Annotated in this window: 26 protein-coding genes and 1 tRNA gene; 17 read left to right on the forward strand and 10 right to left on the reverse strand. The window is 66.0% G+C overall.

Annotated elements, in window-relative coordinates; translation table 11 throughout:
* Window positions 1-30: 30 nt before the first annotated feature.
* Together BLS42_RS00905 and BLS42_RS00910 are read left to right on the forward strand one after the other, a co-directional pair.
* Window positions 31-1,611, forward strand: a complete 1,581-nt coding sequence (locus BLS42_RS00905; RefSeq protein WP_090575038.1) for an amino acid permease — start codon at window positions 31-33, stop codon at window positions 1,609-1,611.
* Window positions 1,612-1,734: 123 nt separating this feature from the next.
* Window positions 1,735-2,340: a TetR/AcrR family transcriptional regulator gene (locus tag BLS42_RS00910; protein ID WP_090575041.1), complete on the forward strand. Its 606-nt coding sequence runs from the start codon at window positions 1,735-1,737 to the stop codon at window positions 2,338-2,340.
* Window positions 2,341-2,348: 8 nt separating this feature from the next.
* On the opposite strand, the gene BLS42_RS00915 is transcribed toward BLS42_RS00910, so the two are convergent.
* From BLS42_RS00915 to BLS42_RS00925, 3 genes are all read right to left on the reverse strand, one after another.
* A complete protein-coding gene (locus BLS42_RS00915) occupies window positions 2,349-2,999 on the reverse strand; it encodes a DUF2461 domain-containing protein (protein WP_090575043.1) in 651 nt (216 codons plus the stop codon).
* A 173-nt stretch (window positions 3,000-3,172) separates the two neighbouring features.
* Entirely contained in the window at window positions 3,173-4,672 is a 1,500-nt protein-coding gene (locus BLS42_RS00920) for a catalase (RefSeq protein WP_090575046.1), read from the reverse strand.
* Between the two features lie 22 nt (window positions 4,673-4,694).
* Complete coding sequence (locus BLS42_RS00925; RefSeq protein WP_090575049.1) at window positions 4,695-5,162, reverse strand: Fur family transcriptional regulator; 468 nt, start codon at window positions 5,160-5,162, stop codon at window positions 4,695-4,697.
* Between the two features lie 100 nt (window positions 5,163-5,262).
* On the opposite strand from BLS42_RS00925, the gene BLS42_RS00930 reads away from it, so the two are divergent.
* Window positions 5,263-6,534, forward strand: coding sequence for an MFS transporter (locus tag BLS42_RS00930; protein ID WP_090575052.1), 1,272 nt, complete (start codon window positions 5,263-5,265; stop codon window positions 6,532-6,534).
* A gap of 64 nt (window positions 6,535-6,598) precedes the next feature.
* Window positions 6,599-7,468 (forward strand): zinc metalloprotease HtpX, encoded by an 870-nt coding sequence (gene htpX / locus BLS42_RS00935; protein WP_090575055.1) that lies wholly within the window; start codon window positions 6,599-6,601, stop codon window positions 7,466-7,468.
* A gap of 2 nt (window positions 7,469-7,470) precedes the next feature.
* Here htpX and BLS42_RS00940 read toward each other — a convergent pair whose 3' ends face one another.
* Window positions 7,471-7,962 (reverse strand): YajQ family cyclic di-GMP-binding protein, encoded by a 492-nt coding sequence (locus BLS42_RS00940; RefSeq protein ID WP_018773569.1) that lies wholly within the window; start codon window positions 7,960-7,962, stop codon window positions 7,471-7,473.
* Between the two features lie 198 nt (window positions 7,963-8,160).
* Between BLS42_RS00940 and BLS42_RS00945 the strand changes: the two genes are divergently transcribed.
* The 3 genes from BLS42_RS00945 to BLS42_RS00955 all read left to right on the forward strand — a co-directional run bounded on the left by BLS42_RS00945 (window position 8,161) and on the right by BLS42_RS00955 (window position 11,411).
* The gene (locus BLS42_RS00945; protein WP_090576020.1) at window positions 8,161-8,415 is read left to right on the forward strand and encodes a hypothetical protein; all 255 of its coding nucleotides are present in this window, start codon (window positions 8,161-8,163) and stop codon (window positions 8,413-8,415) included.
* 161 nt (window positions 8,416-8,576) lie between these two features.
* A tRNA-Tyr gene (locus BLS42_RS00950) sits at window positions 8,577-8,658 on the forward strand.
* A 410-nt stretch (window positions 8,659-9,068) separates the two neighbouring features.
* Entirely contained in the window at window positions 9,069-11,411 is a 2,343-nt protein-coding gene (locus BLS42_RS00955; RefSeq protein ID WP_090576023.1) for a galactose oxidase family protein, read from the forward strand.
* Between the two features lie 44 nt (window positions 11,412-11,455).
* Here the strand turns inward: BLS42_RS00955 and BLS42_RS00960 are convergent, their stop codons facing one another.
* Window positions 11,456-12,022: a LysM peptidoglycan-binding domain-containing protein gene (locus tag BLS42_RS00960; RefSeq protein ID WP_090575058.1), complete on the reverse strand. Its 567-nt coding sequence runs from the start codon at window positions 12,020-12,022 to the stop codon at window positions 11,456-11,458.
* Between the two features lie 120 nt (window positions 12,023-12,142).
* Here BLS42_RS00960 and BLS42_RS00965 point away from each other — a divergent pair, with 120 nt between their 5' ends.
* The 3 genes from BLS42_RS00965 (at window position 12,143) to BLS42_RS00975 (ending at window position 14,214) form a co-directional block, all read left to right on the forward strand.
* Entirely contained in the window at window positions 12,143-12,736 is a 594-nt protein-coding gene (locus BLS42_RS00965) for a DinB family protein (RefSeq protein WP_090576026.1), read from the forward strand.
* Window positions 12,737-12,889: 153 nt separating this feature from the next.
* Window positions 12,890-13,066 carry a DUF1059 domain-containing protein gene (locus tag BLS42_RS00970; RefSeq protein WP_090575061.1) on the forward strand — a complete coding sequence of 59 codons (177 nt, stop codon included), beginning with the start codon at window positions 12,890-12,892 and terminating at the stop codon, window positions 13,064-13,066.
* Window positions 13,063-14,214: an EAL domain-containing protein gene (locus BLS42_RS00975; RefSeq protein ID WP_090575064.1), complete on the forward strand. Its 1,152-nt coding sequence runs from the start codon at window positions 13,063-13,065 to the stop codon at window positions 14,212-14,214. The genes BLS42_RS00970 and BLS42_RS00975 overlap by 4 nt, the downstream gene beginning before the upstream one ends.
* A 46-nt stretch (window positions 14,215-14,260) precedes the next feature.
* Here the strand turns inward: BLS42_RS00975 and BLS42_RS00980 are convergent, their stop codons facing one another.
* Together BLS42_RS00980 and BLS42_RS00985 are read right to left on the reverse strand one after the other, a co-directional pair.
* Entirely contained in the window at window positions 14,261-14,998 is a 738-nt protein-coding gene (locus tag BLS42_RS00980) for a VOC family protein (RefSeq protein ID WP_090575067.1), read from the reverse strand.
* A 47-nt stretch (window positions 14,999-15,045) separates the two neighbouring features.
* Complete coding sequence (locus BLS42_RS00985; protein WP_090575071.1) at window positions 15,046-15,540, reverse strand: DUF1810 domain-containing protein; 495 nt, start codon at window positions 15,538-15,540, stop codon at window positions 15,046-15,048.
* A 185-nt stretch (window positions 15,541-15,725) separates the two neighbouring features.
* Here BLS42_RS00985 and BLS42_RS00990 point away from each other — a divergent pair, with 185 nt between their 5' ends.
* The 3 genes from BLS42_RS00990 to BLS42_RS01000 are packed head-to-tail and all read left to right on the forward strand — an operon-like array spanning window position 15,726 to window position 17,477.
* Window positions 15,726-16,457: an MgtC/SapB family protein gene (locus BLS42_RS00990; protein WP_090575074.1), complete on the forward strand. Its 732-nt coding sequence runs from the start codon at window positions 15,726-15,728 to the stop codon at window positions 16,455-16,457.
* A 43-nt stretch (window positions 16,458-16,500) separates the two neighbouring features.
* On the forward strand, window positions 16,501-17,043 hold the full coding sequence (locus BLS42_RS00995; protein WP_090575077.1) for a GNAT family N-acetyltransferase: 543 nt from the start codon (window positions 16,501-16,503) through the stop codon (window positions 17,041-17,043).
* Window positions 17,043-17,477, forward strand: coding sequence for a VOC family protein (locus tag BLS42_RS01000; protein ID WP_090575080.1), 435 nt, complete (start codon window positions 17,043-17,045; stop codon window positions 17,475-17,477). The genes BLS42_RS00995 and BLS42_RS01000 overlap by 1 nt, the downstream gene beginning before the upstream one ends.
* A gap of 13 nt (window positions 17,478-17,490) precedes the next feature.
* Here the strand turns inward: BLS42_RS01000 and BLS42_RS01005 are convergent, their stop codons facing one another.
* Window positions 17,491-17,925, reverse strand: coding sequence for a DUF7144 family membrane protein (locus BLS42_RS01005; RefSeq protein WP_176803087.1), 435 nt, complete (start codon window positions 17,923-17,925; stop codon window positions 17,491-17,493).
* A gap of 85 nt (window positions 17,926-18,010) precedes the next feature.
* Between BLS42_RS01005 and BLS42_RS01010 the strand changes: the two genes are divergently transcribed.
* From BLS42_RS01010 to trxA, 3 genes are all read left to right on the forward strand, one after another.
* On the forward strand, window positions 18,011-18,244 hold the full coding sequence (locus BLS42_RS01010; RefSeq protein WP_176803089.1) for a hypothetical protein: 234 nt from the start codon (window positions 18,011-18,013) through the stop codon (window positions 18,242-18,244).
* A 53-nt stretch (window positions 18,245-18,297) separates the two neighbouring features.
* The gene (locus BLS42_RS01015) at window positions 18,298-18,843 is read left to right on the forward strand and encodes an acyl-CoA thioesterase (RefSeq protein ID WP_090575083.1); all 546 of its coding nucleotides are present in this window, start codon (window positions 18,298-18,300) and stop codon (window positions 18,841-18,843) included.
* 78 nt (window positions 18,844-18,921) lie between these two features.
* A complete protein-coding gene (gene trxA, locus BLS42_RS01020) occupies window positions 18,922-19,335 on the forward strand; it encodes a thioredoxin (protein ID WP_090575086.1) in 414 nt (137 codons plus the stop codon).
* Window positions 19,336-19,478: 143 nt separating this feature from the next.
* Here trxA and BLS42_RS01025 read toward each other — a convergent pair whose 3' ends face one another.
* Complete coding sequence (locus BLS42_RS01025; protein ID WP_090575089.1) at window positions 19,479-19,757, reverse strand: putative quinol monooxygenase; 279 nt, start codon at window positions 19,755-19,757, stop codon at window positions 19,479-19,481.
* Window positions 19,758-19,868: 111 nt separating this feature from the next.
* Between BLS42_RS01025 and BLS42_RS01030 the strand changes: the two genes are divergently transcribed.
* Window positions 19,869-21,557, forward strand: coding sequence for an AMP-binding protein (locus tag BLS42_RS01030; RefSeq protein WP_090575092.1), 1,689 nt, complete (start codon window positions 19,869-19,871; stop codon window positions 21,555-21,557).
* A 172-nt stretch (window positions 21,558-21,729) separates the two neighbouring features.
* Here BLS42_RS01030 and BLS42_RS01035 read toward each other — a convergent pair whose 3' ends face one another.
* Complete coding sequence (locus BLS42_RS01035; protein WP_090575095.1) at window positions 21,730-22,710, reverse strand: DNA-3-methyladenine glycosylase family protein; 981 nt, start codon at window positions 22,708-22,710, stop codon at window positions 21,730-21,732.
* Window positions 22,711-22,724: the final 14 nt, after the last annotated feature.

Consider the following 22,724-nt stretch of genomic DNA (forward strand, 5'->3'; position numbering starts at 1 on the left):
AAACCAGTTATCGAGATTGCGGACTTTCCTATGAACCTTTTCCGGACCAAATCCATCGAGCAGTCCATGTCCGACGCCGATGAACCCGGACGCAAGCTGAAGCGCTCGCTAAGCACGTGGGACCTCATGATCATGGGGGTCGCGGTTGCCGTGGGCGCCGGGATCTTCTCGGTCGGTGCCAAGGCCGCCGCGAATTTCGCCGGCCCCGCCGTGACCATCTCCTTCGCGATCGCCGCCGTCACCTGCGCGCTCGCCATCATGTGCTACGCCGAGTTCGCCACGGCCATCCCGGTGGCAGGCTCGGCCTACGTCTTCACGTACGCGACCATGGGCGAGATCCTCGCGTGGATCATCGGCTGGAACCTGATCCTCGAACTCTTCACGGCCGGCGCCGTGATCGCGAAGTACTGGGGCATCTACCTCAGTAAGGTCTTTGCGCTCATGGGCGTGGACATTCCGCCGTCGATCTCCCTGGGCGGCGTCGACCTCTACTGGGGCGCCTTCCTGATTGTTGCGATCTTCACGGTGCTGCTCGTCCTCGGGACCAAGCTCTCCGCCCGTGTCGGCAACATCTTCACGCTTATCAAGATCGCGGTGGTCCTCTTCGTGATCGTCGTCGGCTTCACGTACCTGAAGGTCGAGAACTACAGCCCGTTCGTCCCGGCGTCCGAGCCGACCGGGGGCACCGGAACCGCGGATGTCCTCAAGCAGTCGTTCTTCGGCTTCCTGACCGGTGCGGCCCCGGCCCAGTACGGAACCCTCGGTATCTTCGCCGGCGCCGCCCTGGTCTTCTTCGCCTTCATCGGCTTCGACGTCGTCGCCACCTCGGCCGAAGAGGTCAAGAACCCGCAGAAGACGCTGCCCCGCGGCATCTTCGGTGGCCTGGCGATCGTTACGGTGCTGTACATCCTGGTGTCGCTGGCCCTGACCGGCATGGTGTCCTACACGAAGCTGGCCGAAGCCAAGAACCCGACGCTCACCACCGCCTTCGAGGCCGTTGGCAACACCGACGCCGCCAAGGTCATCGCCTTTGGCTCCCTGGTGGGTCTTACCACCGTCATCATGGTGCTGCTCATGGGCCTGTCCCGCGTGGTCCTCGCGATGAGCCGCGACGGACTGCTCCCACGCTCGCTGTCCAAGACCAGCGCGGCGCGTGGGACGCCGGCCCGCCTCCAGATCATCTGCGGGGCCGGGGTGGCACTCGTTGCCGGCTTGACCAACGTGGACCTGCTGGAGGAAATGATCAACATCGGGACCCTGTCCGCCTTCGTGATGGTCAGCCTCGGCATCCTGGTGCTCCGCAAGAAGCGTCCCGACCTGAAGCCGGCGTTCCGCGTCCCGTTCGGCAAGGTGCTTCCGATTGTCTCTGCCGTCCTGTGCCTGTACCTCATGACGAACCTCGCCGTGGAAACCTGGATCTTCTTCGCAATCTGGCTGGTGATCGGCGTCGCGATCTACTTCGCCTACGGCCAGCGCCACTCCCGGCTGAACGAGAAGTTCGCGGAGGCCCGCGCGTCCGTCAACGGCCCGGGCAAGGAAAGCGCCCTCGACGCGGCCGAACCGGCCGGGTCGTCCGCGGAGGACGACGAGGACGCGCTCACCCGCTCCTGACCCCGGAGCACCCGTCCCGATAATCGAAGTCGCCGGAACGGTGCGAATTCGCTGGAACCTTCCGGCGTGTTCGCACGGTTCCGGCGACTTCGGCGTTTGGCATGTGCTCCCTAAGATGGACACATGGCCCGCCCAGCAAGACCGGAACGCAAATCAGAGTTGTTGTCGGCGATTCTCGACTACCTCATGGACAAGACGCTGGCGGAGCTGACGTTCCGCAGCCTCGCCGACGGGCTGGGCGTCAGCAGCTACGTCCTGGTGTACCACTTCGGCCACCGCGAACAGTTGATCAACGAGATCATCCGCGGCATCGAATCCAGGCTGGACAGCATCCGTGCCACCGACGTCAGGGACATCGACAGGGACGCATGGCGGGCCTTCCTCCTGGAGTCCTGGCAGTGGACGATGGCGCAGCGCAACCGGCACCTGGCCCGGCTTGAATTTGAGGCGACAGCGCAGGACGTTGTGGCCGCGGTACCGCGCGGCACCGCCCAGGAGCACTTCCGGATGCTGCACGAGAAGGCCCGGGACTGGCTCGTCATCCAGCGCATCCAGCCGGAGTTCGCGGACACCGACGCCCGCCTGTTCACCGCCGCGTTCTATGGGCTCCAGTTCGATTTCGTCGTCAATAACCAGCCCGAGGAAGCCACCAAGGCCTTTGAACTGATGATGCTGGTCTTCTTCAACAACCTCGACAGGCGCCTCGCCACCGACGGCCAGCACATCTGAGTCGGACCTCAGGGAGCGGCGTAGCGGCCCTCCCACTCCACGAGGGGACGCAGATCCTCCCAGCGCTGTGCCACTTCCTCTACCGCCCCGGGTCCGGCAAGCCAGCCGGGCTGGCCCACGTTGACCCCGGCCGTGAGGGATTTGTGCTTGAGCAGCTCCGCCCGGGGATGGTCCTTCTCGAAGCCCCGCGGCACGGTCTTCAGGCGTTCGCCCTCCACCGCGAACCCCGCTGCCTCGACCTTCTGCACGATCTCCTGCAGGGCCTCGCCGCTGGCTGGGTCGTCCACGGCACCGCGAAAGCGTGCCAGTTGGGCCGGGGTGTGGGTGTGGCAGCCGCCGCCAATCAGGAGGCCGTCGGCGCTGAGCTGGATATAGAAGCCCACCCCTTCATCCACCGCGGCGAAGGCCCCCTGCGCGGTCTTGTAGGGCGACTTGTCCGGCGAGAACCGGACATCCCGGTTAGGGCGAAAGAGCTTTGCCGGGCCGAAGCGTGGCTCCAGCTCGGCCAGCAGCTGGGTGAGCGGCTCTTTCACCGCGGCGTCGTAGACAGGCTTGTGCTCCAGCCACCAGTCCCGGTTGTTGTTCTGTTCAAGATCGGCGTAGAACCGGAAGGCGTCACTTGGAATGCCTGCGAATGGAATGCCTGCGAATGCGCTCATGCCCAAATCCTACGGAGCCGCAGTGCACGGTGGCGAGCGGCACGCGCACCCATGTGGATAACGGCAGAACGCCCCGCCACGGGGGTCCGTGGCGAGGCATTCCATTGGCTCAGACAGCCGGTTCAGCCGGCCTTCACAGCGGCCGGCCCTTCAGGCAACGTTCGACGCAGCTATCAGACCTTGTTGGCGGCCTCGGCGTCGGACTCAACCTGGCCGGCACCGAGGTTGGCGCGCAGCTTGGCGCCGAACTCGGCATCGACGTTGGTCCAGTACCGGATGGCGCGTTCCTTGATGCTGGCGTTCTTGACGCCGCTGACGGCGCCGGTGACGGTCTCCAGCAGACGGGCCTTCTCGCCGTCGTTGTACACCTCGCGGTACAGCGTCCCGGCCTGGCCGAAGTCGTTGTCCTCGGCGTGCAGGGAGTGCGCGGAGTGCGTGAGCGCGCCGTCGTTCTCCCAGCCGCCGCCCGCAACGCCAGGCTCAACCGCAGTCGGGCCGCCCACGGAGTTCGGTGCATACACCGGAACGGACGGAGCGTTGAAGTGGTAACGTCCGGCGCCGTCCTGGCTGTAGTTGTTGACCTGGCTCTGGGGCGCATTCACCGGGAGCTGGGCGTGGTTGGTGCCGACGCGGTAGCGGTGCGCATCCGCGTAGGAGAAGATGCGGGCCTGCAGCATCTTGTCCGGGGAAGCGGCGATGCCGGGCACGAAGTTCGACGGCGCGAAGGTGGCCTGCTCGATCTGCGCGAAGTAGTTCTCCGGGTTTTTGTTCAGCTCCATGGTGCCGACCTTGATCAGCGGGTAGTCCGCGTGCGGCCACACCTTGGTGAGGTCGAAGGGGTTGAAGCGGTACGTCTTGGCGTCCTCGTACGGCATGACCTGCACGTGCAGGTCCCAGGACGGGAAGTTGCCGGCGGCGATGTTTTCCTGGAGGTCGCGGATGTAGAAGTCGCCGTCAGCGCCGGCCAGGGCCTCGGCCTCGTCACCGGTCATGGACTTGACGCCCTGGTTGGACTTGAAGTGGTACTTGACCCAGAACCGCTCGCCCTCGGCGCTGATCCACTGGTAGGTGTGCGAGCCGTAGCCCTGCATTTCACGCCAGGACGCCGGCAGGCCGCGGTCGCCCATGAGCCAGGTGACCTGGTGGGCCGACTCGGGGGAGAGGGTCCAGAAGTCCCACTGCATGTCGGCGTCGCGCAGGTGGGTGCCGGGGAGGCGCTTCTGGGAGTGGATGAAGTCGGGGAACTTGATGCCGTCGCGGATGAAGAACACCGGCGTGTTGTTGCCGACGAGGTCGTAGTTGCCCTCGGTGGTGTAGAACTTCACGGCGAAACCGCGGGGGTCGCGCCAGGTGTCGGGGGAGCCCGCCTCGCCGGCGACGGAGGAGAAGCGGATGAGCATGTCCGTCTCCGTGCCGGGCTGGAACAGTGCGGCCGCGGTGTACTTCGAGACGTCCTCGGTGGTCTTGAACGTACCGAAGGCGCCGCCGCCCTTGGCGTGCACGACGCGCTCCGGAACGCGCTCGCGGTTGAACTGCGCGAGCTTCTCGATCAGGTAGTGATCGGTCAGGATGATCGCGCCGTCGGCGCCGACGGACTTGGAGTGGGCGTCGGAAGTTACGGGAGCACCGGACTGTGTCGTGGACACGGCGGGCGCAGAGATGATCTCAGTCATCGTTCTCCTTTGGTTGGGTTTCTTAGTTTCGTTCGGAAGGAAGCTGTTGGGTGCGCTGGCAGTCCTGGCAGATGCCCTGGTAGAGAACGTCCGCGATCTGGATGGTCATCGGCTTGGCGTTCGCGTCCCAGTGCGGTGTCAGGCAGGGCGCGTGGCCCACGGCGCATTCGACGTCCTCCACGCGGCCGCAACTGATGCACACTGCATGGTGGTGGTTGTCTCCGACCCGCGTCTCGTACAGCGCGGGGGAGTGCGGGGGTTCGAAACGGCGCAGCATGTGCAGATCGGTGAGATCCCCTAGGACCACATAGACGGACTGCGCGGTCAGGTCCGGCAATTCCTGCCGGGCGGCGGCAAGAATAGCGTCCGCCGGCGAGTGCGGGTGATGTTCGACGGCGGCCAGCACGGCCAGGCGCTGCTTGGTCACCCGGCGGCCGTGGGCACGCAGGGCCGCTGCCCATGCGTCGTGAGTGCCCGTGGAATCCGTCATACCCTCATTCAAACACTTATTATGACTGCCTCACAATAAGGCGGGGCTAACATTTCCGGCCGCGTCACAGTGCGTCCCGGGCCGCCGCTAGAGTTGCCCGGTGGAGAATCTTCTGGCGGACATCACGCCCGTGCGCGAAAGCCCCGCCTTCCGCCGTTTGTGGCTCGGCTCGGCCGTCTCGGCGCTGGGAAGCCAGCTGACGCTCGTGGCCGTCAGCCTCGAGGTCTACCGGCTGACCCAGGACAGCCTCTACGTGGGGCTGCTGAGCATCTTCGCCCTCGTGCCGCTGGTGTTCGGCGGCCTGCTGGGCGGATCGATCGCCGACGCCCACGACCGCCGCACAGTGGCCCTGCTGGCGTCCTCCGTCCTCTGGATCAGCACCGTGGCGCTGGCCCTCCAGGCGTGGATGCAGGTGGGTAACGTGTGGCTGCTGTACGCGATCGTGGCGGTGCAGAGCGGCGCCCAGGCCATCAACCAGCCGGCTCGCAGCGCGATCATCGCCGTCCTGGTGCGCAAGGAGCTCCTGCCGGCGGCCAATGCCCTGAACATGATGACCTTCGGCCTGACCATGACGGCCGGCCCGCTGCTGGCCGGAGTGCTCGTGGCGTGGATCGGGTTCGGCTGGACGTACACGATCGACGTCGTCACCTTCGCATTCGCGTTCTGGGCGCTGCTGAAGCTGCCGCCCATGCCGCCCGGAAAGCACGCCAGGCCGGCCGGGCTGCGTTCCATGCTCGAGGGCTTCCGCTTCCTTGGCACCCGGCCCAACCTTCGCATGACCTTCGTCATCGATCTCGTGGCCATGATCTTTGCCCAGCCACGGGCGTTGCTGCCCGCAATTGGTGCGGTCATGATCGGCGGCGGCGAGGCCACGGTGGGCATCCTGCTGGCCTCCACGGCCGTGGGGGCGTTCCTGGCCGGCGTGTTCTCGGGTCCGCTGGGCCGTGTGCGCCGGCAGGGGGCCGCCGTCGTATGGTCTGTGATGGGCTGGGGAGCCTCAATCGCGGCGCTGGGCCTGGTGGTGGTCCTTGCCCGTCATTCCGGAGCCGATGGCGTGACCGTGTGGCTGCTGCCAGCCGCCCTGTGCTGCGCGCTGGCCGGGATCGCGGATTCCGTCAGCGGAGTCTTCCGGACCACCATTCTGCAGGCCTCCACCCCGGACCACCTGCGCGGCAGGCTGCAGGGCGTGTTCGTAGTAGTGGTAGCCGGCGGACCCCGGATCGGGGACATGCTGGCAGGCGGCGCGACTAAACTTTTGAACGAGGGATGGGTCCTGCTGCTTGGTGGCGTGTTGTGCATTGCCGTGGCGTGGACATTAGCCCGCCTGCAGTCGGGATTCCTGCGCTACGACGCGCGGAACCCGGTACCGTAGCGGTTCGTTTTCTTGGTAGTTCATTGAAGTAGAGGCCATGAACTAAAAGGCATCAGGAGGACCAGTGCACAAGCATCACAACGGACTGAAGACCGCGGCCCTGTTCGGAGTGCTGTGGGCGGTCCTGCTGGGCCTGGGGGCGTTCATCGCCGCCGGGACGCGCAGTGCTGCGCCGATCTGGATCATGGCCCTGATCGGCTTGGCCACTACGGCCTACGGGTACTGGAACAGCGACAAGCTGGCCATCCGAGCCATGCAGGCGTACCCCGTCACGGAGGCCGAGGCGCCCCAGCTGTACCAGATCGTCCGGGAGCTGTCCGGCCGGGCCAACCAGCCGATGCCGCGCATCTACGTCTCGCCCACCATGGCGCCGAACGCCTTCGCCACCGGCCGGAACCCGCAGAACGCGGCCGTCTGCTGCACGGAGGGCATCATGAGGATGCTGGACGCCCGCGAACTGCGCGGCGTCCTCGGCCATGAACTGATGCACGTCTACAACCGAGACATCCTGACGGCGTCGGTGGCCGCCGCCGTCGCCGGCGTCATTACCTCGGTGGCGCAAATGATGCTGCTGTTCGGCGGCGGGGACCGCCGCAACGCGAACCCGTTCGCTGCGATCGCCATGGCGCTGCTGGCCCCGTTCGCGGCCTCCCTGATCCAGATGGCCATCTCTCGGACGCGGGAGTACGACGCCGACGAGGACGGATCCGCGCTGACCGGAGATCCGCTGGCGCTCGCCTCCGCCCTGCGCAAGATCGAGCAGGGCGTGCAGCTGGCGCCGCTGCCGCCGGACCAGCGGCTGGTCAACGCCTCCCACATGATGATCGCCAACCCGTTCAGGGGCGGAGGCGTGGCCAAGATGTTCTCCACCCACCCGCCGATGGCCGAGCGGATCGGCCGTCTGGAGCGGATGGCCGGCCGGCCTCTCAACTGACGCTAGCTGCGGAAGTTCACGAACTGCAGGTCGGCCTCGTCGAAGCCCTTGAGCAGGTTCATGGTCTCCTGGAGGTCATCGCGGGACTTCGATGTCACCCGGAGTTCGTCGCCCTGGATCTGCGACTTGACGGACTTGGGGGCCTCGTCCCGGATCAGCTTGTTGATCTTCTTGGCGAGGTCTTGGGCGATGCCCTCCTTGATGGAGGCCTCGAGCCGGAATTCCTTGCCGGAGGCGTAGGGTTCGCCGGTGTCGAGGGACTTCAGCGAGATGCCGCGGCGGATGAGCTTGGACTGCAGCACGTCGAGCACCGCCAGCACCCGCTCTTCCGAGTTGGCCTTCATCAGGATCTTCTCGCCGCTGAAATCAACCTCGGCGCCGACGCCCTTGAAGTCGTAGCGCTGGGCAATTTCCTTCTGCGCCTGGTTCAGCGCGTTGGCGACTTCCTGCTTGTCTACCTTGCTGACGACGTCGAACGTGGATTCGCCTGCCATGACTGTCCTCCTGATGGTTAGCCGGGGGCCTGATGTTGGCCGGGATGTCTGCATTCCAGCCTAGTACGGATGCCCCCGTTCTGGAGGGCGGCCGGGCGGGACTACGTTTCACAGTCGGCTCATAGCTCAATCACGGCGGGAACGAAGCCGGGCTCGGAAGAGTTGCAAGGGTTGGAACCGCTGCTGAAAGGCAAGAACATGCACCATAAGGCCGTCCGCTACGTCACCCGCACCACCGCCGCCGCTGCCAGCACACTGGCCGCGACGGCGACCTCCGTTGCCGCCGCCGCACTGGCGGCCTCCATCATTCTGAGCCCGACCCCCGATGCGTCAGCCCGCATGGACGGTGTCCACGCGGACCTGGCTCGCGCCGTCGAGCTGAACCAGGTCACCCCGGAGCAGGCGGCACGATTCGAGGCGCGGCTGGCCGGACGCATTCTCGGAGAAGCCTGATTTTCCGGGCATTTTGGCCCCTTTTTGGCCCTTTAGAGCGCCGATTCGATTCTTCGGCGGAAGTTCTGTAAAGTTGTCTTGCCCGCGGGTGCTGGAAGCGGAACGAACTGGAAACAGGCGTTCCGGGACTGGAAACCGCGAGTGATCTTCTTTTGAAGTTCGGCAGATTACCCGAGCGGCCAAAGGGGGCTGACTGTAAATCAGCTGGCAACGCCTACGGGGGTTCGAATCCCTCATCTGCCACCCTTGGAAAAGTCTCCGGAACCGTCAGGTTCCGGAGACTTTTCTGTTTCCGCCCGCGACAGCCAGGCCTGGCTCAACATCGCAGACGTAAGCGGGTGGTCCCGGCACTGAGCAAGCGACGTATCGAGTAGAGCTCCAAATACCTAGCCGGCTTGCCACCGGATCCGCGTATCGCCTACTCGTGCGGCCACCCGCTCCGATTCTTAGACTCGAAGCTCCTAGGGCAACCAGCTTATTTCGCAACTGATTGCGTCATTGCCGACGTTAGGTGTTTCATGTCTAAGCCGAAATGGCGAGTGATTCGCCACACGTCCCCACTTTTGGTCGGATTAGTGCTGATCACGGGATACGTGACGGTGACTCGGCACCACTCCTCCGACACGGCCGGATCGCACCACGGACACATCACGATGCTGCCGGCCGGCGCAATGGCGATGGCCGTGGCGCCGATGCCACGGATCGGGTGGACTGCTTCGGCCAGCGATGAGGAGACCTCCGGCGAGAACGGCCGCGCAAGCAATGTGCTCGACGGGAACGCAGCTACGCTCTGGCACAGCAAATGGACCGCGCCTGCCGTCCCGTTACCGCACACCATCACGATCGACACCAAGGCGACTCAAAGCATTTCGGGATTCCGCTATCTCCCGCGTTCCAGCGGCTCGAATGGGCGGATCGGCAGCTTCGAGATCCTCATAAGCACTGACGGCACGACCTGGGGTACCCCGGTGGCTAGCGGGACCTGGGCGGACAGCAGTGCGGAGAAAAGTGTGACGTTCGCGGCTGTGTCGGCGCGGTATGTCCGGTTGCGGGCCATCACCGAAGCTGGCAACCGTGGTCCGTGGAGCAGTGCGGCCGAGATCAACCTGCTCGCCGAGCAAACCACGCCTCCACCGCCTACAACCCGTGTGCTGCCACGCAGCGGCTGGGTGGCTAGCGCCAGCGATGAAGAGGTTAACGGCGAGAACGGCCGCGCCGCCAACGTTCTCGATGGGAGTATCGCCACAATCTGGCACAGCAGGTGGTCTCCGGCGCCGGCGGCACCACTGCCGCACAGCCTCACCATAGACATGCGCACTACGAACCAGGTCTCGGGGTTCCGATATCTCCCACGTTCCAGCAGTTCGAACGGGCGGGTCGGCGCCTACTCCATCGCAGTCAGCCCCAACGGAACCACCTGGAGTGAAGTCACCAGCGGAACCTGGCCGGACACGAGCGCGGAGAAGACGGTGTCCTTCACGGCGGTTAGCGCCCGGTATGTCCGGCTGACTGCAACTACCGAAGCAGGCAACCGCGGGCCCTGGAGCAGTGCCGCGGAGATCAATCTGCTCGGCCCACCCGCGGGTGGGGCGGAAGGGTCTTGGGGACCAACCATCAACTTTCCGATCGTCCCGGTCGCGGCGGCGCTATTGCCTGGCAACCGGCTGCTGACCTGGTCCGCCTACTCTCCCACCAATTATGGTGGCAGTAGCGGCGTCACGCAGACGTCCATCCTGAACCTCACCACTGGCGCGGTGAGCCAGACCCAGGTTTCCAACACCGGTCACGACATGTTCTGTCCCGGGACCTCGCTACTGCCGGATGGACAGATCATGGTTAGCGGCGGCAGTAACAGCTCGAAAACCTCACTCTTCAACCCTGAGACGAACACCTGGATCCCGGGGCCAGACATGAAGATCGCGCGCGCATATCAATCCAACGTGACCACGTCCACGGGCGAAGTTTTCAGCATCGGTGGATCGTGGGCGGGCGGTACCGGAAACAAGCACGGCGAGGTGTGGTCCAGCGCCGGCGGCTGGCGAAAGCTGCCGAATGTCCCGGTTGACAACATCCTGACCAATGATCCCGGTGGCGTCTACCGTTCCGACAATCATGCCTGGTTGTTTGCCGCCCCCGGTGGCCGTGTGTTCCATGCCGGGCCGAGCCGCCAGATGAACTGGATCTCCACCACCGGAGATGGCAGCATCACCTCGGCCGGTCTGCGCGCCGATAGTCCAGACGCGATGAACGGTGACGCCGTGATGTACGACGTTGGAAAGATACTAACCATGGGCGGAGCGACAGCATACGAGAATACCAATGCCACCGCGCGGGCGTACACGATCGACATCAATAACGGGGTCACTGTGGCCCGGACCGCCGACATGGGCGTCACCCGGTCGTTCGCCAATGGGGTCGCGCTTCCCGATGGCCAAGTGTTGGCGGTCGGCGGTCAGGCCACGCCCGTTCCCTTCAGCGACAACGGCGCCAGGATGGCTCCAGAAATCTGGAACCCGGCGACCGGACAGTGGACCATGCTGGCTCCCATGGCCGTCCCCCGAAATTATCACAGCGTCGCCTTACTGCTCCCTGATGGACGGGTCTTCGTCGGCGGTGGCGGGCTGTGCGGCAACTGCACGACCAACCATCTTGATGGAGAGATCTTCACGCCGCCGTACCTGCTGAACGCCGACGGCAGTGCGCGCACCCGGCCGACTATTGTGGCCGCACCGACCACCGCAGCGGCCGGCAGCACGATCGCAGTGACCACCGGAGCGCCGGTCACCAAGTTCTCCCTGATGCGGATGTCCACAGTGACCCACACCGTGAACACCGACCAGCGGCGAATCCCGTTGACGCCCACAGCGGTGGCGGGAAACACGGCGTCTCTGACGTTGCCGGCGGATCGAGGCGTCCTGGTGCCGGGCAGTTACCTGCTCTTCGCAATGGACGGCAACGGGGTGCCCAGCGTCGCCTCGACGATCAGGATCAGTTGACGACGACCAGCGGCCCCTCGGGCCCACCCACGTTAGTCCGCGGCTCAGTCGAGCGGCGGATTTGGGATGGCTACCGTTGCGCCGGCAGGCGGAATCCATTCGCCGCCGGTCAGCAGATTCAGATTGGCTATCCGCAGTGCATGGAGCGGCACGCCATAGCGGCTCGCGATGCCGGCGGGGGTGTCTCCTGCGCTCGCCCTGTACAGAAGCTGCCCCTGGCCGTCCTGGCCGGTCACGCTTCCGCCGGCCCCCAGCTGCGGCACGTCCACGCCTCTGAGGTCGATGACCTCTCCCGCGGCAATGGACACCGATTCGTTGAAACTCCTGAGGATCTCGGGAGTCATCCGGAAGTGGGCGGCGATGCCCTCCCAGGTGTCGCCGTCGACAGCTGTGTAGTGCATCGGCTGGAAGAACCCGTTCATTTCGGTCGTCCCCAGCAGGCCCGCTGGCGCCGAGGACGGTGCAGGGGCAGCGGCCGCCGGCCGCCGCGCCGGGGTTTCGCCTGGGGCGTCCGCACCGGAATCGCAGGCTGTCAGCAGGCCGGCGAGAACCGCGGCCAGAAGAACGGCGGCGGCCGGCGGGACGCGCTTTGCGCCGGAACCGTGACTCACGTTAGGTGTCCTGTCTTTCGGGGCCTCCCCCCGAGGCCCGTTGGCGCTAATTATTCCATACGTTTGATGAAACCTCATGTGCCGTCGGCGGGGCTCCGCGGGTTCGGTATAGTGCCGGTCATGGACGACAAAGCGATCTTGCACACATACCTGCGCACCCGGCGGGTCAGCCTGCTGGCAAAGCTTGACGGGCTCAGCGAGTACGACGCGCGCCGGCCCCTCACGGCCACGGGCACCAACCTGCTGGGCCTGGTCAAGCATGTGGCCAGCGTCGAACTCGGATACTTCGGCGAGGTTTTCGGCCGGCCCAGCGACCTGGAACTGCCATGGTTTGCCGACGATGCGGAGCCTGACGCCGACATGTGGGCTGCCCCCGGCGAGACGCGGGAGCAGATCGCGGAGCTGCACCGGCTCTCTGCCGTGCACAGCGACGCCACCATCGATGAACTCGCCCTGGACGCGCCCGGCGTGGTGCCCTGGTGGCCGGACGAGCGCAAGCACGTGACCCTGCACCAGATCCTCGTGCACATGTGCGTGGAAACGGCCCACCACCTTGGACACGCGGACATCCTGCGCGAGCTCATCGACGGCAGGGCCGGCCAGCGCCCGGGGGATCCGAACCTTTCGGTGCGCACGACCGAGGGGTGGGCTGATCACCGGGCCCGCATCGAGGCGGCTGCCGTCGCCGCCGAAGCAGGGGCGCCTGGCCGGTAGCACGCGCCGGTAGCACGGGCCGATAGCAGCCCGCGAACGTAGCCGGCCAGGGACTGCCGGCAACACTCCATTGTTCTGCGAGCAAAATCTCAGTTTTCGGTGAGGGGCCATCGTAGGGTTGTCCGATCCACTGTTGAAGAAGAAGGAGCTTTCGTGAAGTCGTTTGCCTGTGGTGATGTGGTTCCCGGTTGTGAAGCCCGTTGGGTGTGCAGTACGGAAGATGAAATTCTGGTCAATGTGGCCGCTCACGCTGCGTCCGCACATGGGCTGGTGGAGCTTCCGGCCGACGTCGTGCAGTCGGTCCATAAAGCCATCGTTTCCGTTAGTTGATTCACGAGGCAGGCGGCCTCCCGCCCGAGGCCGGGGCCGCTGCGGGTCCGGATTGGAACGGGCGTCTGGCGGCCGCCTGCCGAGGCGAAGGCCTTTCCGCGGCCTACCAGCCCATTGTTGATACTGCCCGCGGCACGGTGGTGGGCTATGAGGCCCTGGCGCGATTTCCGGGTTTCGCCGAAAAGAATCCTGAAGTGTGGTTTGCCGCCGCGCGCACGCATGGCCTGTCGGCCGAGCTCGAGGCGGCAGCCTTGCGGTCGGCACTCGCCGCACGCCCCACCTTGCCTGCGAACTGCTTCCTGACCCTCAACGTCTCACCGGAGCTGCTGCTGACGGAGGGGATCCGTGAGATCTGGCGCGAGCAGGGAAACCTTGGCGGACTGGTGGTTGAGCTGACGGAACAGACCCCTATCGACTCCTACCTGGAGCTTGAGCCTGACCTCAACCAGCTGCGCGCCGCCGGCGCGCTGATCGCCGTCGACGACGCCGGGGCCGGCTATGCGGGACTCCGCCACCTCCTGGCCCTGCGGCCCTCGCTGATCAAGCTCGATCGTGAACTCATCCAGGATGTGGACCGTGATGAAGCCAAACGCGCCCTGATCTCCATGCTCGGAACCTTTGCCAGCCGCGTGGATGCCTGGATCCTGGCCGAAGGAGTGGAACGGGTGGAGGAACTGGACGCCCTGGCCGCCCTCGGCGTACCGCTGGTGCAGGGGTATTGCCTGGCCCGGCCCGGGCCAGCGTGGGAGCAGATCGATCTTGACGTTGCCCACCGCCTTGCGTCGAAACCACCGGTGAGGCACCAGAGCATGATCCGGGACATCGTGGAACCCGCGACGCCGGCCGCGACGACGGCGACGGCGGCCGCCGCGTTTGATGACAACCCCGCCCTGCAGTCGGTGGTGCTGATGGGCGATCATTTTCGGCCCGTTGCGGTGCTCGACCCCGCCGCGGCGGCGCTGGGCGTGGTGAGCCCGGGAATGCGGGTCAACCTGGACACGCCGATCGGCGAGGCCCTGGCGCGCTCCATGACGCGGACTCAGGCCAGCCGGTTTGACCCCCTGCTGGTGACGGACAACGCCGGCCGCTTTGCCGGCGTCGCCCGCATGGAGCGGATGATCACGGCCCTGGCCGCGGCGGACAGCTAGGGAGTGTCTCCCGCCTGGACGCGCGTTTAGGAGTCGGGGCTCTGCCTCAGCCCGGGGTGAGGACGCAGAACTCGTTGCCCTCTGAGTCGGCGAGGCACACCCATGGCACATCGCCCTGGCCGACGTCGGCGTCAGTGGCGCCCAGAGCCCGCAGCCGGGCCACCTCTGCTGCCTGATCATCACCGGGGTACGGCTTCAGGTCGAGATGAACACGGCCACACACGGCCTTCACGGCGGGCGTGCGAAGGAACTCCAGATACGGCCCGACACCCTTGGCCGAACGCAGCCTCGCATGATCGTCGGTCACCTCGCGCAGGGTCCAGTCCATCGCCTCGCTCCAGAACCGGGCCATGGCCCGCGGATCCGCACAGCAGACCACCACCGCGGCGATCGGCCCGGTGTCCCGGTAGATCGATCGAGGCTCCAGCACGCGGAACAGGTTGCCCTCCGGGTCGGCCAGAACTGTCCACGGCACGTCACCCTGGCCCACGTCGGCGGGCGTCGCACCGAGCTCCAACAGGTATGCCACTAGCTCCGCCTGATGGGCCGCAGAGGTGGTGGTGAGATCGAGGTGCGCGCGGTACCTCACGGTCTCGGGGTCCGGGACGGTGACGACATCGACGCAGACCGCGACGGGGTCCGGCCAGACGAAGCCCACGGGTTCAACATTGGTCACGCGGGGTCCCTCGCTGGAAACACCCCAGCCGAGCGCCTCCGCCCAAAACCGGCCGAGCGCTGAGTCATTCCGAGCCTTGAAATTCACCTGAACAAGTCGCAGCGCCATACCGCCAGACCCTATACCCAGGTCATACCCGATATGGGAGGCACGCCCTAGCCGTCGGCCTGTTCCGGACCGCCTGACTTGTCCGGATCGCCGGGCTGTTCCTCCGGCAGCTGTCCTTCCAGCAGCTGTCCCGTGGCGGCGTCCTCCCGGCCGTCGAAGTAGCGGTCCAGGACATCGCGGAACGCTGACTCGCCGGGGGCTGCAAGCCCGAACAGCGTCATGGATGAGTGCAGCTTCCGCGCATCGATGCTGCCAAAAATCTGCACCGCGGACCGGCCCTCCAGGAAGGCCACTGCGGCGGCCACCTCTCGGAGGCGGGGGCCAAGGACGTCGTGCCGGATGTAGGCGCGGGCCTCGTCCAGGGAGGAGATGGCATATTTGCGGGCGGTTTCGCTGCGGCCCAGGCCTGCGAGCTGGGGGAAAACGAACCACATCCAGTGGCTCCGCTTCATGCCCGACCTCAACTCCGCCAGGGCGTGCCAGTAGGTTCCGCCGGCGTCTTGGGCGATCACGAACCGTTCGAGATCGTAGGGGTCTTCCATGCTCGCTAGGCTACGTCGCCGGGTCGCGAAGCGACAGAGCCGTGCCTGAGCGGAACAGACCCGCCACCACCGCGCAACCGTTCCACTACTCCCCAACAGGGGGTGGCGGTAGTATCAACTTCGAGAGTCCTTGGCGCACCGCAGAGTTGACCGGGCGCCACTCTCGGGCCGGGCCGGAGGGCGGGATGCAGGACGCATATGGGCTATACACCCCAACCACGCTGGTGGAAGTCGGGCTGCTACTGGCGACATTTGTCCTCTGCTCCCTGATTGGCACCGAACGGCAGGTCCGGCAGAAGGTCGCGGGCTACCGCACCCACGTTCTGGTCGGCCTGGGCTCTTGCACCTTCACCCTTATCTCGGCCTACGGCTTCGTCTACGCCCTGGCGCCCGGGGCCACCATGGACCCGTCCCGTATTGCGGCCCAAATCGTCAGTGGCATCGGCTTCCTCGGCGCCGGGGTGATTTTCAAGGGCCGGAACGCCGTCCGCGGCCTGACGACGGCTGCCAGCATTTGGGTTTCTGCCGCCGTCGGCATGGCGTGCGGGGCCGGCATGCTGTCCCTGGCTGTTTCACTGACCGCTTTCCACCTCATCACGTTGTACGTCGTCTCTCCCGTAATCAGGAAGATTCCGACCCCGGACGCCCACCGGGTCCTGCACCTGGGCTATGCCGATAACCAAGGCGTTCTGCGGAAAGTGTTGGAGATCGCCACCAACATGGGGTTCAGCTCCTCAATCCTGAGCATCAATAAGGCGGGCGATGAACAAAAGCCGCTCGTCCTCATGGACATCCGCTTCCATGGTCATCTTCCGCTGCGGGAACTCGTCCCCTACCTCCTGGATGTGCCCGGCGTGCAGAGTGTGACCGTTCGCGGCGTCGACCCGAACGAGGACGACGATGACGCCAGCGCCTGAGAACCTGTTTGAAGCCGTTCGGGATGACCGTTAGAGTCTCCGGATGACCGAGAACAGCATCGCCCTGACGGAGACTGTGCGGGTGCGGGTGTTGCGCAGGTCCGACGCCGGCCCCATGGCCGATGCCTACCTACGGAACCGGGAGCACCTGGCGCCCTGGGAGCCGGTGCGGTCCGAGGAATTCTTCACGGTCGACGGACAGGCCGCCAGCATTGAATCCAAGCTCGGGTTGTTCATCGCGGGATCGGAAGTACCGTGGGTTCTCCTGGAAGGTTCCCGCATCGTCGGCGTGCTCAACCTCAGCGGGATGGTCCGGGGGCCGTTCCTCAGCGCCCACCTCGGCTACTGGGTGGACAAGGACATGACCGGGCAGGGGATTGGCTCAGCCGCAGTGGAGTTCGCCATCCAAACCGCGTGGAACGAGCTGGGCCTGCATCGGCTGCAGGCCGCCACGCTCCCGCACAACTCCGCGTCGCAGCGGATCCTGAAGCGGGCCGGCTTTGAGGAGATCGGTTTGGCCCCCCGGTACCTTCGGATTGCCGGTTCCTGGCAGGACCACGTCCTGTTCCAGCGGATCCTGTTCTGATGGCGGCCGTTCCGGATGCACCTGTTCCGTTTGCACCGGCGGACTTTGGTGCCCTGCACCACGTTGAACTCTGGGTGCCGGACCTGCAGCGGGCCAAGGACCAGTGGGGCTGGCTGCTGGGCCGGTTGGGCTATGAGCCCTACCAAGACTGGGCCCACGGGTGCAGCTGGCGTCGCGGGCCAACGTATATCGTCGTCGAGCAGTCCCCGGCCCTGAGCGGAACCGCGCACCAGCGGACCGCGCCGGGCCTGAACCACCTCGCCTTCAGTGCGGGGACGCGGGAGCATGTGGACGCCATGGCGGGCGAGAGCCTCAGCCACGGCTGGGCCGAGTTATTTCCGGAGAAATACCCGCACGCCGGCGGTCCCGGCCACTTCGCCGCCTACCTCGTGAATTCCGACGGCTACGAAGTAGAGCTGATTGCTTCGGACTGACCGCGTCGGTGCCCTACGGGGTGGTTTGCGGAGACGCCTTTTCAGCCTTAAGCTCCTCGCCGTGGGCGATGACCGCGTAGATGATCAGCACGTCGATGGCGATGACGATCAAGGACCACCACGGCTGCGCCGGAATGAGCATCAGTTGAACCACCGCGCTGACGCCCGCGACGATCACAGCAACGACTCGAGCCCACGTTGCACCGGAGAAGAGCGCGACGGCGGTGAGGATCAAGAGCGCCCCGAGAGCCACATTCCACCAGCCCCACCCCTTCGCATCGAAGAGGAACAGCGTGCCCGGGGTCGACAAATAGTAGGTGTCGGGCCCGGTGAGCGCGACGAGACCTTGAAGGCCGCTGAAAACGCCGTTGATGATCAGAATGACTCCGGCGAAACGGACCCAACCGGTCCAGCCAGTCGAAGCAACAGGGTGATGGGCAGTACTCATAGTGCCGACCGCTTTCCGTTGAATGCTCTGCCGTCGGCCTCATGGTCGGCGCAGTCGTGTCGTGAAGCTAGTACCGATTCCGATTATGTTCCTCGCAGTCCGGGCCGGTCAATCGCTCCAGGCCGGGACGCTCGGCCGGGACGTCGCCGCGATGGCGAAAGGCCTCGCGGACCGCGCGGCTGCCGTGGATGAGAACATTGCCCTGGTCCTGCACCATGCGGACCTGCAGGAGCTGGAGGTGATCGGCGCCGGGAACTGCTGGATGATTCGCGGCGCCGGCCCCAAAGCCACCGTCTCGGTTGTGTCCGCGCGCAGATAGCCCTTCGCCGCCCGCCCCTTGGCACACTTGTTACTCGCGGGTAACATTGAATCATGCACCTCCTGTTCCGGACCCTCCTGCTGCTGTTCACGTCCTCGCGCCGCTCACCCCTGAGCATCTGGGACAACTCCTCGCTGCCGCTGCGGGTCCTGCCCACGGACATCGACATCGCCATGCACGTCAACAACGGCATGTACTTCTCGCTCATGGACCTCGGGCGCTTCGACCTCATGGCCCGCAGCGGAACCTGGAAAAAGATGCGCCGCCGGGGCTGGTCCCCGGTGGCGGCGGGGGAGACCATCGCCTTCCGCCGTTCGCTGCAGCTCTGGCAGCAGTACACCATCGAATCCAGGATCATCGGGCTCGACTCGAAGGCCATCTACTTCGAGCAGCGGATGGTGGTGGACGGCGAAGTTTACGCCCGCGCCTACATCGCCACCCGGCTGGTCAGCAAGGGCAAGCCTGTCAGCCAAGAGGAAATTATCCGCGAGTTCGGCGCCCCGCCGGCGGACCTGGAGCTGCCCGAGTGGATCCACGAATGGCGCGAAACCAATGCCCTGCCCGGCGCCAGGCGTCCGGCGCCGCACGCCTGGGCGTGACATCCGGACCCGCCTGCCCGGATGTGCCAACAGCGAAATGCCGGGGACAATCCACGGGTGCTCCCGTACCGTTGACTCATGGCTACCGTAGACATCACAGGTGAACAGTTCGCATCGACAGTCGAGGAGAACGACATTGTCCTCGTCGATTTCTGGGCCGAATGGTGCGGCCCGTGCAAGCAGTTTGGCCCCACGTACTCAGCGATCTCCGAGAAGCACCCGGACGTCGTCTTCTCCAAGGTCGACACCGAAGCCGAGCAGCAGCTCGCTGCCGAGGCCGGCATCACGTCGATCCCCACGCTGATGGCCTTCCGCGAAAAGGTCCTGGTGTTCTCGCAGCCCGGCGCCCTGAACGCGCAGCAGCTGGAGCAGGTGGTCGACGCCGTCAAGGCCCTGGACATGGAAGAAGTCCATGCCCACGTGGCCCGCTCGCAGGCAGAGGCCGCCGCCGCGGCGGCCAACCAGGACGGGACCCAGATCCCGGAAGCCTGAACGCCCACGGCTTAGTTCCACGGCCCAGTTACACGGCTTAAAGCAACGCAGGGTCACTCCGCGCCCATAATTCCCTCGGGGATTGGGCGGGCGTGACCCCGCGTTTTTGCGCGTCTACCGGCCGGGGGTTGCCGGCGGGATGACTACAGCGTTACCAGCTTGACCGGCTCGGCCAGCAGTGCGCTGAGGGATTCATTCAGGTCCTGGACGGCCGTGCCCTTGGAGTGCTTGTCCAGGTCCGCCTGGCTGGCCCACCGTTCGGTCAGCACGAGCTTGTCCTCGCTGGCCTCGGTGAGCTCGTAGCGGATACAGCCGGGCTCGTGGACCACCTCGTCAATCGCAATGTCCAAGGCGAGCTTCACGCGGAAGAATTCGCCGTCGTTGGGGATGAAAATGGCCTGAAGATCAACGGGTGCACTCATGGCAATTACCCTACCGGGCCGCCGCGCCGACGCCGGAAGATGACCCAAGATTTCATAGGACTTCCAAGCTTTGCTCTTCTTTTGCCTGCGGTCAGTTGGTAGCGTCACACCATGCTTGCTTACACAGCCGGGGACACTGACGTCCCGCTGCTCGAGGAAACCATTGGCGCGAACTTCGAACGGATTGCGGCGCGGTTCCCCTATCAGGACGCCCTGATCGAGGCGGCCGCGGTGCCCGGCGAAGAGGCCCGGCGGTGGAGCTATTCCAAGTTGAACGACGACGTCGACCGCCTGGCGCGTGCGCTCCTCGCCCTGGGCGTCGCGAAGGGCGAGCGGGTCGGCATCTGGAGCCCCAACTGCGCCGAATGGACCATCCTGCAGTACGCCACCGCGAAAATCGGGGCGATTCTGGTCAACGTCAACCCCGCCTACCGCAGCCACGAGCTCGAGTTCGTCGTCAAGCAGAACGGCATGCGGATGCTGGTCACCGCGCCGTCGGATCGGAACAGCGACTACACCGGAATGGCGCGGCAGGCGTTGGCGGAGTGCCCGGACCTGCGCGAGCTGGTTTTCCTCCCGGATGCCGGCCTGGGCGGGCTGGCTGCGGGCGAGCCGGAAAACGAGGCGGAGCGCACGTACGCCGAGCTGCTCAAACGGGCTGACGACGTCGGGCACTCCGCCCTGAAGGCGCGCATGGCGGAACTGGATCCGCACGATCCCATCAACCTGCAGTACACCTCGGGCACCACGGGTTTCCCGAAGGGCGCCACGCTGACGCACCACAATATCCTCAACAACGGCTACTCGATCGGTGAGCAGCTGGGCTACACGGAACACGACCGGGTGGTGATCCCGGTGCCCTTCTATCACTGCTTCGGCATGGTGATCGGAAACCTGGCTGCCCTCAGCCACGGCGCCGCCACCATCATCCCCGGCCGGGCGTTCACGCCCGCCGCGGCACTGGAAGCCGTGCAGGACTTCGGCGGAACCTCGCTGTACGGGGTGCCGACCATGTTCATCGCCGAGCTCGCCCTGCCGGAGTTCGCCTCCTACGACCTCTCGACCCTGCGCACGGGCGTGATGGCCGGATCGCTGTGCCCGATCGAGGTGATGAACCGGGTCATCACCGAAATGAACATGACCGACGTCGCCATTTGCTACGGCATGACGGAGACCTCGCCGGTGTCCACGATGACCCGGAGCGTGGACACCATGGCCCAGCGGACCGAGACCGTGGGGCGGACCATGCCGAACCTGGAGAGCCGGATTGTGGACCCGGTGACGGGAGAAGTGTTGGAGCGCGGCGGAATCGGCGAACTCTGCACGCGCGGCTACGCCGTGATGCGGGGGTACTGGAACCAGCCGGACAAGACGGCCGAGGCGATCGACGCCGACGGCTGGATGCATACCGGGGACCTCGCCCGGATGGACGACGGCGGGTACATCGTGATCGAGGGCCGGATCAAGGACATGGTGATCCGCGGCGGCGAGAACGTCTATCCGCGCGAAATCGAGGAATTCCTCTACACCCATCCGGATATCCAGGACGTGCAGGTGATCGGCGTCCCGGACGCCAAATACGGCGAGGAATTGATGGCCTGCGTCATTCTGAAGCCCGGCGCCGCGCCAATGGACGCCGCCAGCCTGGCCGAGTTCTGCCGCGGCAAGCTGGCGCACTACAAGATTCCGCGCTATGTGGACGTCCGTGAGAGCTTTCCGATGACCGTCTCCGGCAAGATCCGGAAGGTGGACATGCGCCAGGAGGCCGCGGCCAGGCTGGGTCTCCCGGCCGGCGACTGACAGCACCGCGTTGCTCTTGGGTGGCTGAGGCCGGGAGTGCTGCTTCGTAGCCGGGGCGGTTCCGTCCGGGGGCACTTTGGGCGCAATGTTCGACTCCGGCGCCCTGGTTGGCGGCGTGTCCGGGCCAAAGTCCCCCCGGAGTGCGGCCGGGCCCGGTTGTGGGTCGGGTAGGTCAGTGGCCGCGGTGGTCCTGGATGGTCATGCGCGGGCCGAAGGTCGGTTTCCGGAAGCCGCTCAGCCCGAGCATCCGGACCACCCGCTGCCTGTGCCCCGCCCAGGGGGCCAGCAGCCTGAGCATGCCGGCGTCGTCCGTGCGGCGGCCGGTCAGGGCGGCGCCCACGTAGGCCGCAAGGTGGTAATCGCCCACCGCGATCGAATCCGGACAGCCGTGCGTGCGCTGCACCACCTCCGCCGCCGTCCACACCCCGATTCCGGGGAGGGTCTGCAGTTTGGCCCCGGCCTCCGTGGCGGGAAGGGCGGCGAGCCGTTCAAGCGCGACGGCGGAACGCAGCGCCCGCATGATGGTTGCCGAACGCTGCGGCCCCACGCCGGCCTTGTGCCATTCCCACGAAGGAATCTGCAGCCACTGCGCCGCCGTCGGCTGGACCAGCAGGTTGGCGGGGGCAACGGTGCCGGCACCCGGCGCCGCCGTCCCGAAGCGGTACATCAGATAGCGGTACCCGCGGCGGGCCTCGATGACGGTGACCTTCTGCTCCAGGATGGTCGGCACCAGTGAGTCGATCATCCGGCCGGTTGCAGGCAGCCGGATCGCGAGGTTCCGGCGTCGGGCTTCAACCACCATGCGCGGGAGCGTGGCGTGGAACGCGGGCTCGTCGAAGCCGGACCAGTCGTCCTCGCTCCCGAGCATGCGCGGTACGGAATCGACGGCGTCCACCGCTCCGGGGCCCCAGGCCTGCGCGTCCACTGCCGGGTCCGCCCGCGGCCCGGCGGTTGCCAGGCGCAGCGTGGCCGGACCGCGCGGCGTCGTGAACGCGAGCCAGACCCCGTCCGGGGCGGTGCGGATGGAAGGGTCGCCGTGGCCGCGCAGGAGCGTGCCGATGGTTTGCATCAAGTCGAACGGGCCGCCCGGGCGCCACCGCAATGAGGCGTCCGCCGCGGCGGCGAGGCCCGCGGGGACGTCTGCAACGGTCATTCGAACATGTTCCC

Origin of the sequence: Arthrobacter sp. ov407 (assembly GCF_900102895.1) — a bacterium.
Taxonomy (GTDB): domain Bacteria; phylum Actinomycetota; class Actinomycetes; order Actinomycetales; family Micrococcaceae; genus Arthrobacter.

What these genes read in the sequence shown, in the direction of transcription:
- BLS42_RS00915 (WP_090575043.1), bottom strand. Translation starts at nt 2,999, where the DNA reads ATGAGCGCATTCGCAGGCATTCCATTCGCAGGCATTCCAAGTGACGCC.
- BLS42_RS01025 (WP_090575089.1), bottom strand. Translation starts at nt 19,757, where the DNA reads ATGAGTGCACCCGTTGATCTTCAGGCCATTTTCATCCCCAACGACGGC.
- BLS42_RS00925 (WP_090575049.1), bottom strand. Translation starts at nt 5,162, where the DNA reads ATGACGGATTCCACGGGCACTCACGACGCATGGGCAGCGGCCCTGCGT.
- BLS42_RS00945 (WP_090576020.1), top strand. Translation starts at nt 8,161, where the DNA reads ATGCACCATAAGGCCGTCCGCTACGTCACCCGCACCACCGCCGCCGCT.
- BLS42_RS00955 (WP_090576023.1), top strand. Translation starts at nt 9,069, where the DNA reads ATGCTGCCGGCCGGCGCAATGGCGATGGCCGTGGCGCCGATGCCACGG.
- BLS42_RS00905 (WP_090575038.1), top strand. Translation starts at nt 31, where the DNA reads ATGAACCTTTTCCGGACCAAATCCATCGAGCAGTCCATGTCCGACGCC.
- BLS42_RS01030 (WP_090575092.1), top strand. Translation starts at nt 19,869, where the DNA reads ATGCTTGCTTACACAGCCGGGGACACTGACGTCCCGCTGCTCGAGGAA.
- BLS42_RS00940 (WP_018773569.1), bottom strand. Translation starts at nt 7,962, where the DNA reads ATGGCAGGCGAATCCACGTTCGACGTCGTCAGCAAGGTAGACAAGCAG.
- BLS42_RS00990 (WP_090575074.1), top strand. Translation starts at nt 15,726, where the DNA reads ATGCAGGACGCATATGGGCTATACACCCCAACCACGCTGGTGGAAGTC.
- BLS42_RS00910 (WP_090575041.1), top strand. Translation starts at nt 1,735, where the DNA reads ATGGCCCGCCCAGCAAGACCGGAACGCAAATCAGAGTTGTTGTCGGCG.
- BLS42_RS01015 (WP_090575083.1), top strand. Translation starts at nt 18,298, where the DNA reads ATGCACCTCCTGTTCCGGACCCTCCTGCTGCTGTTCACGTCCTCGCGC.
- BLS42_RS01010 (WP_176803089.1), top strand. Translation starts at nt 18,011, where the DNA reads ATGTTCCTCGCAGTCCGGGCCGGTCAATCGCTCCAGGCCGGGACGCTC.
- BLS42_RS01000 (WP_090575080.1), top strand. Translation starts at nt 17,043, where the DNA reads ATGGCGGCCGTTCCGGATGCACCTGTTCCGTTTGCACCGGCGGACTTT.
- BLS42_RS00920 (WP_090575046.1), bottom strand. Translation starts at nt 4,672, where the DNA reads ATGACTGAGATCATCTCTGCGCCCGCCGTGTCCACGACACAGTCCGGT.
- BLS42_RS00985 (WP_090575071.1), bottom strand. Translation starts at nt 15,540, where the DNA reads ATGGAAGACCCCTACGATCTCGAACGGTTCGTGATCGCCCAAGACGCC.
- BLS42_RS00980 (WP_090575067.1), bottom strand. Translation starts at nt 14,998, where the DNA reads ATGGCGCTGCGACTTGTTCAGGTGAATTTCAAGGCTCGGAATGACTCA.
- trxA (WP_090575086.1), top strand. Translation starts at nt 18,922, where the DNA reads ATGGCTACCGTAGACATCACAGGTGAACAGTTCGCATCGACAGTCGAG.
- BLS42_RS01005 (WP_176803087.1), bottom strand. Translation starts at nt 17,925, where the DNA reads ATGAGTACTGCCCATCACCCTGTTGCTTCGACTGGCTGGACCGGTTGG.
- BLS42_RS00965 (WP_090576026.1), top strand. Translation starts at nt 12,143, where the DNA reads ATGGACGACAAAGCGATCTTGCACACATACCTGCGCACCCGGCGGGTC.
- BLS42_RS00995 (WP_090575077.1), top strand. Translation starts at nt 16,501, where the DNA reads ATGACCGAGAACAGCATCGCCCTGACGGAGACTGTGCGGGTGCGGGTG.
- BLS42_RS01035 (WP_090575095.1), bottom strand. Translation starts at nt 22,710, where the DNA reads ATGACCGTTGCAGACGTCCCCGCGGGCCTCGCCGCCGCGGCGGACGCC.